Origin of the sequence: Yoonia sp. 67-2 (genome assembly GCF_035117555.1) — a bacterium.
GTDB lineage: Bacteria > Pseudomonadota > Alphaproteobacteria > Rhodobacterales > Rhodobacteraceae > Yoonia.
The window spans coordinates 287,639-300,278 of sequence record NZ_JAYKPK010000002.1 but is presented as its reverse complement, the minus strand read 5'-3'; the positions used below and the strand labels follow the sequence as shown (position 1 = coordinate 300,278).

At 58.1% G+C, this 12,640-nt stretch carries 10 protein-coding genes; 2 read left to right on the top strand and 8 right to left on the bottom strand.

The genetic code is table 11. The annotated features are described in order from the left end of the window. Window positions 1-2 precede the first annotated feature (2 nt). Both argJ and mutT read left to right on the top strand, forming a co-directional pair. Entirely contained in the window at window positions 3-1,217 is a 1,215-nt protein-coding gene (argJ, locus tag VOY09_RS04720) for a bifunctional glutamate N-acetyltransferase/amino-acid acetyltransferase ArgJ (protein WP_322893235.1), read from the top strand. Beyond that, window positions 1,214-1,612: an 8-oxo-dGTP diphosphatase MutT gene (mutT, locus tag VOY09_RS04715; protein ID WP_322893234.1), complete on the top strand. Its 399-nt coding sequence runs from the start codon at window positions 1,214-1,216 to the stop codon at window positions 1,610-1,612. The genes argJ and mutT overlap by 4 nt, the downstream gene beginning before the upstream one ends. A gap of 50 nt (window positions 1,613-1,662) precedes the next feature. On the opposite strand, the gene infB is transcribed toward mutT, so the two are convergent. The 8 genes from infB to VOY09_RS04675 all read right to left on the bottom strand — a co-directional run bounded on the left by infB (window position 1,663) and on the right by VOY09_RS04675 (window position 12,599). Further along, on the bottom strand, window positions 1,663-4,158 hold the full coding sequence (gene infB, locus VOY09_RS04710; RefSeq protein WP_322893233.1) for a translation initiation factor IF-2: 2,496 nt from the start codon (window positions 4,156-4,158) through the stop codon (window positions 1,663-1,665). Beyond that, window positions 4,155-4,787: an RNA-binding protein gene (locus VOY09_RS04705; protein ID WP_322893232.1), complete on the bottom strand. Its 633-nt coding sequence runs from the start codon at window positions 4,785-4,787 to the stop codon at window positions 4,155-4,157. The genes infB and VOY09_RS04705 overlap by 4 nt, the downstream gene beginning before the upstream one ends. Before the next feature lie 23 nt (window positions 4,788-4,810). Then, window positions 4,811-6,412: a transcription termination factor NusA gene (gene nusA / locus VOY09_RS04700; protein WP_322893231.1), complete on the bottom strand. Its 1,602-nt coding sequence runs from the start codon at window positions 6,410-6,412 to the stop codon at window positions 4,811-4,813. Next, the gene (rimP, locus tag VOY09_RS04695; protein ID WP_322893230.1) at window positions 6,412-6,987 is read right to left on the bottom strand and encodes a ribosome maturation factor RimP; all 576 of its coding nucleotides are present in this window, start codon (window positions 6,985-6,987) and stop codon (window positions 6,412-6,414) included. The genes nusA and rimP overlap by 1 nt, the downstream gene beginning before the upstream one ends. Window positions 6,988-7,169: 182 nt before the next feature. Beyond that, window positions 7,170-8,711, bottom strand: coding sequence for an ABC transporter substrate-binding protein (locus VOY09_RS04690; protein ID WP_322893229.1), 1,542 nt, complete (start codon window positions 8,709-8,711; stop codon window positions 7,170-7,172). 48 nt (window positions 8,712-8,759) lie between these two features. Continuing rightward, window positions 8,760-10,409, bottom strand: a complete 1,650-nt coding sequence (locus VOY09_RS04685; RefSeq protein WP_322893228.1) for an ABC transporter ATP-binding protein — start codon at window positions 10,407-10,409, stop codon at window positions 8,760-8,762. A 1-nt stretch (window position 10,410) separates the two neighbouring features. Continuing rightward, on the bottom strand, window positions 10,411-11,610 hold the full coding sequence (locus VOY09_RS04680) for an ABC transporter permease (protein ID WP_322893227.1): 1,200 nt from the start codon (window positions 11,608-11,610) through the stop codon (window positions 10,411-10,413). Continuing rightward, the gene (locus VOY09_RS04675) at window positions 11,607-12,599 is read right to left on the bottom strand and encodes an ABC transporter permease (RefSeq protein ID WP_322893226.1); all 993 of its coding nucleotides are present in this window, start codon (window positions 12,597-12,599) and stop codon (window positions 11,607-11,609) included. The genes VOY09_RS04680 and VOY09_RS04675 overlap by 4 nt, the downstream gene beginning before the upstream one ends. Between the last annotated feature and the right edge of the window lie 41 nt (window positions 12,600-12,640).

The following is a 12,640-nucleotide window of genomic DNA, read 5'->3' as shown; positions in this document are numbered from 1 at the left end:
ACATGAAAACCTCGCCGCTTGCGCCTGCGCAATTTCCCGACCTGCCCGTGATTGCGGGCGTGACCTTTGCCAGCGCAGCGGCGGGTGTCAAATACAAGGACCGGACCGATGTGATGCTCGCCATCGCATCGGCTGGGTCTTCGGTGGCCGGGGTCTTTACCCGGTCAGCGACACGATCCGCGCCAGTGCTGGATTGTCAGGCGAAACTGGGCGGTGATCCGTCGGGGCCTGCTGCTATTCTGGTGAATTCGGGCAATTCCAATGCGTTCACTGGTAAAAATGGCGTGGCCAGTGTCGCCGCGCTGACGCAAGCCGTGGCCGATCAGACCGGTGTGCCGGTCGACCGCATCTTCACCGCCTCAACGGGGGTGATTGGTGAACCATTGCCGCATGACCGCATCATCGCGAAACTGGCCGAACTGCATGACGGCCAGACCGAGGCCGCGATAAAGGATGCAGCCCGCGCGATCATGACGACAGACACCTTCCCTAAAGGGGCCAGTGCCACAGTGACCGTGGATGGCAAACAGGTGCAGATCGCAGGTATCGCCAAAGGTTCCGGCATGATCGCGCCCGATATGGCGACGATGCTGGTCTATCTCTTCACCGATGCCAAGATCGGGCAGGAGGCGCTGCAAGCGCTGATTTCCCAACATAGTGACCAGACCTTCAACTGCATCACCGTGGACAGCGATACATCGACCTCGGATTCTCTGGTCGCTGTGGCGACGGGTGCGTCGGGTGTGGATGTCACTGGCAATGATGATTTCTCTGCCGCGCTGCATGGCGTGATGCTTGATCTCGCGCATCAGGTGGTGCGCGATGGCGAAGGTGCCACCAAATTTGTCACAGTCGCGGTGACAGGTGCCGCTGATGATGCGGATGCGCGCAAGGTCGCGATGGCGATTGCCAACAGCCCGCTCGTCAAGACCGCGATTGCCGGGCAAGACGCAAATTGGGGCCGGATCGTCATGGCAGTCGGCAAATCGGGCGCGCAGGCGGACCGCGACATACTGTCGATCCGCTTTGGCGATATCACCGTGGCCGAAAACGGCTGGCGCGCCCCGAATTATTCCGAGGATGCGACCAGCGCCTATATGAAAAACGCCGAACTGCTGATCGGCGTCGATTTGGGGCTGGGATCGGGGGAAAGCACGGTCTGGACCTGCGATCTGACGCATGGCTATATCGACATCAACGCTGATTACCGGTCGTGAAACTGGTTCTTGTTTCGGCTGTTGCCTTGATTGACGCCGATGGGCGGGTGCTGCTGGCGCAGCGCCCGGAAGGCAAATCCATGGCAGGCCTGTGGGAATTTCCCGGCGGCAAAGTTGAGGCGGGCGAGACACCAGAGGCAGCGTTGATCCGTGAATTGCACGAGGAATTGGGCATCGGCACTTGGGCGTCATGTCTAGCACCGCTGACCTTTGCCAGCCACGCTTATGATGATTTTCATCTGCTGATGCCGCTTTTTGCCTGCCGCAAATGGGAAGGCACACCGCAATCGCGCGAAGGTCAGGCGCTGAAATGGGTGCGGCCCAATGATCTGCGCGATTATCCGATGCCTGCCGCGGATGTGCCGCTGATCCCGATCCTGCGGGATTGGCTATAACAAAAAGGGCGGCCCGATGGGCCGCCCTTTTGTCATTCTGATCTCAACGATCACAGGTTCCGTTCGACCGATTCCCGCTCGAAAATCTCGATCACGTCGCCGGGGCGCACGTCTTCGTAGTTCTCAAACGCCATGCCACATTCCTGACCTGACTGCACCTCTGCCACTTCATCCTTGAAGCGTTTGAGGGTCTTCAGCGTGCCTTCGTGGATCACGACATCGTCACGCAGCAGACGGACACCAGCGGAACGCCGTGCCACACCTTCGGTGACCAGACAGCCCGCGACCTTGCCGACATTGGACACTTTAAACACGTCCTTGATATTGGCATAGCCGATGAACTTTTCGCGAATCTCGGCAGACAGCAGACCAGAGGCCGCTTTCTTCACGTCATCCACAAGATCATAGATCACCGAATAATACCGGATCTCCACACCTTTTTGGTTGGCAGAGGCGCGGGCGGTTGCATTGGCGCGGACGTTGAAGCCGAACACTGGCGCACCGGAGGCTTCGGCCAGACCGATATCGGTTTCCGTGATCGCACCAACGCCCGAATGCAGCACGCGCACGCGGACTTCGTCATTCCCGATCTTTTCCATCGCCTGAACAATCGCTTCGGCAGAACCCTGCACGTCGGCCTTGACCACGATGGGCAATTCGCTGACGTTTTCGTTCGCCTTGGCATTCGCCATCAGCTGTTCCAGCGTGGTGGCCATGCCAGCCGCCGCACGTTTTTCCTTGGATGCTTTCTCGCGATATTCTGCGATTTCACGGGCTTGCGCATCAGTGGACACCACGTTCAGCACATCGCCTGCTTCTGGCGTACCGTTCAGGCCCAGAACCTCGACCGGGACAGCGGGACCTGCTTCGGTCACGCGTTCGCCCTTGTCGTTGATCAGCGCGCGGACCTTGCCGTATTGTTCGCCGACAACAAAGATATCGCCAGTGCGCAAGGTACCGTTCTGGATCAGAACCGTCGCCACAGGGCCACGTCCAATATCAAGCTGCGCCTCGATCACGGCACCGACGGCAGCGCGATCAGGGTTGGCTTTCAATTCAAGAATTTCCGCTTGCAGCGCGATGGCTTCCAAGAGGTTATCCAGACCTTTGCCTGTGATGGCAGAGACTTCGACATCCTGCACGTCGCCGGACATCTTTTCGACCACGACTTCATGCATCAGCAGATCAGTCCGGACCTTGTCAGGGTTGGCAGATGGCTTGTCGATCTTGTTAATCGCCACGATCATCGGCACTTTCGCCGCTTTCGCATGGGCAATCGCCTCGATCGTTTGGGGCATCACGGCGTCATCGGCGGCAACCACCAGCACGACGATATCCGTCACCTGTGCGCCACGTGACCGCATGGAGGTGAAGGCCGCGTGGCCGGGGGTATCAAGGAAGGTCAACAGCGAGCCAGAGTCGGTTTTCACCTGATAGGCACCGATATGCTGGGTGATCCCGCCAGCCTCACCGGCGACAACCTTGGCGTTGCGGATCGCATCCAGCAGCGAGGTTTTACCGTGGTCAACGTGACCCATGATGGTGACAATCGGTGGGCGTGTGATCAAATCCTTGGCGTCGTCGGGTGCCATTTTGATGACGTCTTCAACGTCAGCATCAGAAACGCGGACAACGGTGTGACCGAATTCTTCGATAATCAGTTCAGCCGTGTCAGCATCAATCGACTGGTTCTGCGTCGCCATGATGCCGTTGTTCATCAAAGCCTTGACTACGTCTGCAACACGTTCGGCCATACGGTTCGCCAGTTCGGAAACCGTGATCGCAGGGGGCAGGGCCACGTCCCGGAACACTTTTTCACGCTCAGCCGAACCACCCATGGCCTTGGCGCGGGCACGGTCCTGTTTTCGTTTCATCGCAGCCATTGATCGTTGGCGGCCACCTTCGCGGCCGGTCAGGGCATCGTTCAATGTCAGCTTGCCAGCGCGGCGACCGTCATCTTCACCACGGGTTGGCTTAGCCTTGGCGGCTTTTTCGCGGGCGTCACGTTCGCGGTCCACCTTGCGGGGACCAGCGGCGGAAGGACGATCAACAGCATTTTCGCCGGGCAAGGCACTGGCGTCGGCACCCACGGGTGCGGCTTCGGCCTTGACCTTGGCGGCTGCGCGTTCCGCCTTGCGCTTTTCTTCGTCAGCCTTTGCCTTGGCGCGTTCTTCGCGTTCGCGGTCTTCAGCTTCTTTGGCTTCCATCTCGGCGCGGCGCGCCTCGCGTTCGGCGGCACGTTCTTTTTCTTCGGCTTCGCGCTTGGCGGCTTCTTCGCTTTCGCGCGCGCGGGCCATCGCCAGCGCCTTCATCCGGCGTTCGAGTTCGACGTCCGAAATACCCGCAGGCCGTTTGGTCGGATCACCGCCCATTTGCACACCAGTCGACCCGGCAGGTTTCGCTGCACCGGGTTTGGGGACCACAACGCGTTTACGTTTGGTTTCCACCACGACGTTTTTGGTCCGCCCATGGCTGAAACTTTGCTTCACGTTGCTTGGACGTGACCCACCAAGGCCGAGTGGTTTTTTTCCGTCGTTATCGCTCATCTAGCTTCTTTATCCTTCCCGGAGGCCATATCGCCGCCGTTCCCTTCGCGTAATCCGCGTAGCTTTGTGGCTTCCTCTACAACACGATCGCTGAGTCCGCCAGTCGCAAGCGCGCCATGTATCACACTTTGCCGCCCAAAAGCCAAACCCAATTCGGCTGACGTCAGGCAACCAAAGTATCTGGCGCCTTCCGGTGTCCAAAGTTTGGTCTTTCCACGTTCCGATCCGTCAGCGGCTTGCACCAGCACGCGGACACGTTCGCCACCAGCCAGCCAACCTTTGACCTTTTCAAAACCGCAGACCGCGCGACCCGCCTTGCGGGTCAATGCGATCAGATCAACCGTGCGGCGCGCCACCTGGCGTTCCACCTCGTCAATCAATCCGTCAGGCACTGTCACCGGCTGTTTCGCCGATCTGGAAAACTGGCCCTTGCGGGCCTGTTCCAGAATGGCGCGGTCAGCGGTCACATACATGCCGCGTCCGGGCAATTTGCCCAGAATGTCAGGCACGACCTGGTTGTCAGGTCCCAGAACAAAGCGGATCAGCCCAGCTTTTGGCTGGACCTCACCTGTCACGATGCATTTGCGTTCAGCATCTGTCTGTTCGTCTTTATGCCCGCCACGCGTCATATACTCTCTCCGAAGGCCTGAAATCAGGCCTCTTCTTCCTCTGTTTCGTCGTCGTCGCTTTTCAGATCGTCAGGATCAACCCAACCCAGCATGACCCGCGCGGTCATGACCATGTTCTGGGCTTCTTCCAGCGATACATCAAACGGTTCGAGGACACCTTCGTCCTTGACGCGTTCGCCGTTCACTGTGGTCCAGCCACCGGCCAGTTCCCAATCCGCGCAAGTGGCAAAATCTTCCAGCGTCTTGACGCCATCCTTGCCCAAGGCTTCCAGCATCTGCGGTGTCAGACCTTCGAAATCGATCAGGCTTTGTTCGACACCCGTCGCAATCGCGGCATCCATCGCCTTTTTTGCCTGCGCTTCAAGGTAATCGCGGGCACGGGCCTGCAATTCACCTGCGGTGCCTTCATCGACACCTTCGATCACCAGAAGTTCGTCCTGTTCGACATAGGCGACTTCTTCGAGGTTGGTAAAGCCTTCGGCGACGAGCAACTGGGCAAAGAATTCATCCAGATCCAGCGTATCCATGAACAACTTGGTACGCAGTTCAAATTCGGCCTGACGGCGCTTGGATTCTTCGGCTTCGGTCAGAATGTCGATATCCAGACCCGTCAACTGGCTGGCCAGACGCACGTTCTGGCCGCGACGACCAATGGCGAGCGACAATTGCTCATCAGGAACGACGACTTCGATCTTGCCGGCTTCTTCGTCCAGAACGACCTTGCTGACCTCGGCAGGTTGCAGCGCGTTCACAAGGAAGGTCGGCATATCTTCATTCCAAGGAATGATGTCGATCTTTTCGCCCTGTAATTCGTTCACCACGGCCTGCACACGGCTGCCGCGCATACCCACACATGCACCGACCGGGTCGATCGAGCTGTCGTAGCTGATGACAGCGATCTTGGCGCGCGAACCGGGGTCACGGGCGACGGCCTTGATTTCAATAATGCCTTCGTAGATTTCAGGGACTTCCATCTTGAACAATTCGGCCATGAATTCGGGCGCAGTGCGCGACAGGAAAATCTGCGGGCCGCGCTGTTCGCGACGCACTTCCTTGATGTAGCAACGGATGCGGTCGTTGGGGCGATAGGCTTCGCGCCCGATCTTTTCGTTGCGACGCAGCACAGCCTCGCCCGAACCCACGTCGACAATGACGTTGCCGTATTCTTCGCGCTTGACCAGCGCGTTGATAATCGTGCCAGCGCGATCCTTGAATTCTTCGTATTGTTTGTCACGCTCGGCTTCGCGGACCTTTTGCAGAATCACCTGCTTGGCCGATTGCGCGGCGATCCGGCCCAGTTCCACGGGCGGCACTTCTTCGCTGTATTCCTGGCCGATCTGCGGATCAGTCATGTAATCCTTCGCCTGGGCGACGGTAAATTCGGCCTGATAATTCTCGACTTCATCATCAGCGACCACAGTGCGGACGCGGGTGAATGTCGCGCGACCAGTCTTACGGTCGATATTCACGCGAATATCCATCTCTGCGCCGTACCGCGACTTGGCCGCACGGGCGAGCGATTCTTCCATCGCTTCGACCACCAGACCGGGTTCGATGTTCTTTTCGCGGGCCACGGCCTCTGCAGTTTGCAGAAGCTCAAGCTGGTTTGCGGAAGTATAGGCCATCAGGTGTTCTCCTCGCCATCAATGATGGTTTCAATTTCGTCAAATTGTGCCTCGTCGATCTGGCCCGCATCTTTGCGGCCGCGCAGCACGTCACGGATCAGATCATCTGTCAGCACCAGTTTGGCATCTGACAGCCATTCAAATTTCAGGCCGATGGTGCCTTCTTCGATATCGATCAGGACTTCGTCCCCTTCGATGCCCGCCAGTTCACCCTTGAAACGACGACGCCCGTCGATCAGTTCTTCGGTCTCGATCTTGGCTTCAAAGCCCTTCCACTGGTCGAAATCCTTCAACCGTGTCAGCGGACGGTCGATGCCAGGGCTGGACACTTCGAGCGTGTAGACATCGACAATCGGGTCTTCGACATCCAGCACCGCGCTGATGGCGGTCGAAATCTGGGCGCATTCGTCGACTTCAATCGTGCCGTCAGGACGCTGCACCATGATTTGCAGGGTGCTTTCCTTGCCGGTCATCAACCGGACGCGCACAACCTCAAACCCCATATCCTCGATGACGGGGGTGATGATCTCGGCGATCCGGCGGTCAATGGCCGCTTTGGCGATCAGGTCATTCATGGGTTTATACCAAGCATAAAAAAAACGGGCGCGCGGCCCGTTGGTGTTTCCCGGTGGAACCTTGGGGGTGGAAGCCAAGACGCCGCTATTGAGGATGATTTACGCGCTGTTGCGGGGAATTGCAAGGGCCATGCCAACGCGGAAAAAACGCCCCACCTTGCGGCGGGGCGTTTCAGGAATGCTTACGCCAGCGACCAGCGCTCCAGAGCCCGGTTGTTGTCCATCTGGGCGGTGTTGCCGATCACATCCGGCGTCACCACACGGGTGCTGACGGCTTCGACGAAATTCGCGAACATCGGGATGATCGCGCCGCCATCGTCGCGCAGGATCTGCTGCATCTCGAAATATTGTTCGCGCCGCTTGTCAGTGTCGAGCTCGGCACGGGCGGCGATCAACAATTCATGGAACCGGTCGTTGTCCCATTTCGTGTCGTTCCACGGAACGCCTGCCTCATAAGCGGACGAGAACATCCAGTCTTCGGTCGATCGGCCGGTCCAGTAAGAGGCCGAGAATGGCTTGACCAGCCAGACATTCGACCAATAGCCATCCGCCGGTTCCTGCACCACGTTGATATTGATCCCGGCAGCCGCAGCCGTGGATTGATACAATTGCGCCGCATCGACCGCGCCCTCAAAGGCGGCGTTCGAGGCAGACAAATCAATGTTCAGCGAATCCAGACCGGCCTGTTGCAGATAATAGCGCGCCTGATCCGGGTCATAGGCCAGCTGCTCCATTTCGGCGTTGTAATATTGATTGGCCGGGCCGATCGGGCTGTCATTGCCGACCATGCCATGGCCCAGCAGGATTTTATCGACCATATCCTGCCGGTCGATCCCGTATTTCAGCGCGCGGCGCACGTTCACATCATCGAAAGGTGCTGTGTTGGTATGGATCGGGAAAGTGTAATGCTGGTTGCCGGTCACTTCCTGAATGCGGATATTCGGGTTGGCGCGCAGCAAAGGCTCCAAACGGAAATCAATCCTGTTCACTGCATCGACCTGACCCGTCATCAGCGCATTCATCCGCGCGGTGTTGTCATTGATGGCGATGAACTCGACCTCTTCAAAGAAACCGGCAGTGTCGCCTTTGTAGTGATCCGCCACGCGACGCCCGACGAAACGGACACCGGGGTCGAACGCCACAACTTCATAAAGACCTGTGCCGATACCTTGGGCGATGGATTCTTCGATCTGGCCTGCGGGATAGATCAGCAGATGATAATCCGACAGGATATAGGGGAAGTCGGCATTGCCGGATTCCAGCGTGAACTGCACCTGATGATCGGTGATCTTTTTCATCTCGGTGATTGCGGCAACCAGCGGGGCCGCAGCAGAGCGGGACCCTTCGGCGACATGCAGTTGCAGCGATTCGATGACGTCATCAGCGCCGAATGCCTTGCCATTGTGGAAGGTCACGCCTTCGCGCAGGTTGAATGTCCAGACCTTGGCATCAGGGCTGGCTTCCCAGCTTGTGGCCAATTCGCCGACCAGCGACCCATCAGCGGCAACCTCGGTCAGCGCGTCATAGACACCGCCAAGGGCTGCGGCGATCATGAAAACATCGGCATGTGTCCGGCTGTCCCAGCTATCGGATGTATTGGCCCCGCTCAGGCCTGCGGTGAATTTTCCACCCCGGCTTTGCGCGCGCAACGGCATGCCGGACAGGCCAAGCACACCCGCCGCGACACCCGATTTCAATAGACCGCGTCTGCTAATTCCATTCATGTCATAATCTCCCTGTTTGGTCTGTTGACCCTTTGGGCCATGATAATGTTACATTTTCTTAACGGCTGCATCGCCGATATTATCAACGCCGCGTTCCGCCAGCAGATTGGTCAGCCAATCGGGGTCCATTTCCGGCACCGATGACAAGAGCAAATCAGTATAGGCGTGATGCGGCGGGCTGAACATTTCTTCCTTTGGTCCTTGTTCAACAACACGGCCATCTTTCATGACGACCACTTCGTCAGCGATGGCTTTCACCGTCGCCAGATCATGGGTGATAAACATATACGACAAGGACAGCTCGTCCTGCAACCTCGCCAAAAGCCGCAGGATACCTTCGGCAACCAATTGGTCCAACGCGGATGTCACCTCGTCACAGATAATAAACCGTGGTTCAGCGGCCAGCGCGCGGGCAATCCCGATCCGCTGTTTCTGCCCGCCGGATAATTCGGACGGCAGGCGGTTATAATATTCCGACGGTTCCAGCTCGATCTGGTCCAGCAAGGCATCGACGCGGCGGCGCTTTGCCTTGCCGGTCAGCCCAAGGTAGAATTGCACAGGCCGCGCGATGATCTGGCCGATCGACATACGCGGATTCAGCGCAGTATCGGCCATCTGATAGATCATCTGGATCTGGCGCAACTGATCCTTGCTGCGCTTGCGGTAATCGGCAGGTAGCGCCGTGCCGTCAAACAGGATTTGCCCTGCAGTGGGTGGCAAAAGGCCCGTGATACAGCGCGCTGTGGTGGATTTGCCAGACCCGCTTTCGCCGACCACGGCCATGGTGCGACCTGCGAAGATGTCGAAGCTGACATTGTGTAGGACCTTTTCCTTGCCATAGGCTGCATCGACATGCTGGACAGAGACCACAGGTACGGCGCCTGTCTGCACGACAGGCTTAGTGGGCCGTTCAAAGCTGCGGACCGCCCACAGCGATTTGGTATAGGCTTCAGTCGGTGCATCCAGCATCGTGCGGGTTTCGGCGGTCTCGACCTCTTCGCCTTTCAGCAAAACTTTGATCCGGTCCGCCATCTGTGCCACGACCGCGAGATCATGCGTGATATAGATCGCGGCCGTGTTGTACTGCGCGACGATATCACGGATTGCGGACAACACCTCGATCTGCGTGGTCACATCCAGCGCCGTGGTTGGTTCGTCAAAGATGATCAGATCAGGACGGCATGACATCGCCATCGCCGTCATCGCACGCTGCAATTGCCCGCCGGACACCTGATGCGGATAGCGAAAGCCGATTTCCTCGGGATTGGGCAGGCGCAATTTGCGATACAGCGTGATCCCGTCTTCTTCGCTTTCTTTGCGCCCGGCGATGCCATGCTGCATCGGCGCTTCGACATGCTGATCAAGCAGGCGATGTGATGGGTTGAAACTTGCCGCTGCCGATTGCGCGACATAGGCGATGCGTTTTCCTAACAAATCGCGTTTGACGGCGGCAGAGGCTGTCAGCAGGTCGATCCCGTCAAATTCCACGCTGCCGCCGCTGATGCGCACGCCGTCCCGGGTATAGCCCATCGCAGCCAGCCCGAGCGTGGATTTCCCCGCCCCGGATTCCCCGATCAGCCCCATGACCTGCCCGCGCTGCAAGGTCAGGTTCACGCCTTTGATGATCGGGGTCCAGGTTTCGTCACTGCGCCCTTCAATCTCGATCCCGCGGATTTTCAACAGGGGGTCTTGAGTCATGTCAATCTTTCAACCCCGATGATCTGTGCAGCATCCAGTCCACAACGAAATTCACCGCCACTGCGAGCAAGGCAATCGCGCCCGCCGCCAACAAGGGCGGCGTCGCCGTCATCGGCGCAAATTGTGCAAAATTCACGAAACCGCCCAGATCGCGCACCATGGTGCCCCAATCGGCCAAGGGCGGCTGAATACCCACGCCAAGGAAGGACAATGAGGCAATGGTCAGGAAAACGAAGCAGAACCGCAAGCCGAATTCTGCCAGCAAAGGGGCCATGGCATTGGGCAGGATTTCCTTGAACATCAGGTACCCCAGACCTTCACCGCGCAACTTCGCCGCCTCGATATAATCCATCACGACGATGTTCTGCCCCACCGCACGGGCCAGCCGGTAAACGCGGGTGCTGTCGATCACGGCGATGATCAGGATCATGAAATAAGTCTGCGGAATGCCAAGGCGGGGCGCCCAAACGCTGGCGATGGTCATCAAAAGCAGCGCAAAGATCAGCGACGGAATCGCCATCAGCACATCGACAAGGCGTGACAGCACCTGATCCAGCCAGCCACCCAAGATCGATGCCAGAAACCCCATTGTGCCACCCAGCAGGAAGGCAATCACCGTGGTCACGAAAGCAATGCCAACCGTGTTCTGCGCGCCATAGATCAACCGGCTCAAGATATCGCGGCCGATCTGGTCGGTGCCCAAGGGGAAATCCGGATTGCCGCCCAGCGCAATATCACCGCCCGGCATGATATTAGCAGCAACACCGCGAATAATCTCTGCCTGTCCATAAGGTGCCAAGACACCGGCAAAGACGGCCACAAAGACATAGATCAGGATGATCATGACCCCAAATGCGGCAGTCAGCGGCATGGCGCGGAATAGCCGCTTGCTCTGGCTGGTCCCAACATTGCGGCCCAACAGCCGGAACAGCCACGCTGCGATGGAAAACAGGATAAATCCTTCCACCGCGACACGCAGGAAAAAGAACTTATTGGCGACCAAAGGATCGGCACTGCGCCCCTGAGTATAGGCCCAGATCAGCCAGATCAGCGCCGCGACGGCAAAGATATAGCCATAGGCCACGCTGAACGGCATATCGCGAAAGTAAGGCGCGCGGCTGGTCGCGACCTGCCCGGCAAAGCGGAAGCCCCAGGCGACAGCGGCGAAACCGATCAAGGCGACAGCAAACCAGACGATCATTTGGGATGCCTCATCCTGGGGTTCGACAGGATCGACATGATATCCGCCGTCAGGTTCAGCAGGATATAGGCGGTGGCAAAGATCAGGCAGCAGGCCTGCACCACGGGGATATCGCGGAATTTCACGCTATCCACGAACAATTGGCCGATGCCGGGATAGACAAAAACCACCTCGACCACGACGACGCCGGTGATCAGATAGGCCAGATTGATCGCGACCACATTGATGATCGGGGCCAGCGCATTTGGCAAAGCATGGCGCACGATGACCCGCATCGGTGACAGCCCCTTGAGCCGTGCCATCTCGATATATGGAGAGGCGAGCAGATTGATAATCGCGGCCCGCGTCATCCGCATCATATGCGCGGTCACAACCAGCGTCAGCGTCAGGGCGGGCAGCAGCGATTTTTCCAGCCGCTCGCCAAAGGGCATCCCATCATAAATGTTCGACACGGCAGGCAGCATCGGGTTCAGCACAGCCAGAAACAGGATCAGGATATAGGCAAGGAAAAATTCGGGGCTGGAAATCGACGACAGGGTGAAAATATTGGTCGCCCGGTCAAAAACAGAATTGCGGTAAAGCGCTGCCAGCACTCCCAGCACAATCGCGAAAGGCACGGCGATAGCAGCACTGACGGCCGCCAGAAACATCGTATTGGCAAAGCGCGGTGCGATCTGGTCCGCGACGCTGCCCGCACCTGACGCGCTTCCGGTAAAATTGGCGAAACTCGCCTGTGCGAAACTGGACCCGAAATCACCCTGCAACGCCCCACCAAGCCAGTTGAAATACCGCGTGACCATCGGCTGATCCAACCCCAGATCGCGGCGGATCGCGGCGACGGAGTCCGGCGTGGCCCCTTGGCCAAGGATGGATTGCGCAAAGTCACCCGGCAGCAGGTTCACTGCCACAAAGATCACCACTGACACGATCAGCAAAGTCAGAAAGCCCAATGCAAGCCGCTGCAAAATAATCGTCAGGACGTTGCCCAAGCCGTCAATTCCCCGTTTATTTCCAGTAAGCTTAACGTCTG

Bases quoted from the DNA above. Each gene is read 5' to 3' on its own strand.
- rimP (WP_322893230.1), bottom strand. From the start codon at position 6,987: ATGAATGACCTGATCGCCAAAGCGGCCATTGACCGCCGGATCGCCGAG.
- VOY09_RS04685 (WP_322893228.1), bottom strand. From the start codon at position 10,409: ATGACTCAAGACCCCCTGTTGAAAATCCGCGGGATCGAGATTGAAGGG.
- VOY09_RS04705 (WP_322893232.1), bottom strand. From the start codon at position 4,787: ATGACGCGTGGCGGGCATAAAGACGAACAGACAGATGCTGAACGCAAA.
- infB (WP_322893233.1), bottom strand. From the start codon at position 4,158: ATGAGCGATAACGACGGAAAAAAACCACTCGGCCTTGGTGGGTCACGT.
- nusA (WP_322893231.1), bottom strand. From the start codon at position 6,412: ATGGCCTATACTTCCGCAAACCAGCTTGAGCTTCTGCAAACTGCAGAG.
- argJ (WP_322893235.1), top strand. From the start codon at position 3: ATGAAAACCTCGCCGCTTGCGCCTGCGCAATTTCCCGACCTGCCCGTG.
- VOY09_RS04690 (WP_322893229.1), bottom strand. From the start codon at position 8,711: ATGAATGGAATTAGCAGACGCGGTCTATTGAAATCGGGTGTCGCGGCG.
- VOY09_RS04680 (WP_322893227.1), bottom strand. From the start codon at position 11,610: ATGATCGTCTGGTTTGCTGTCGCCTTGATCGGTTTCGCCGCTGTCGCC.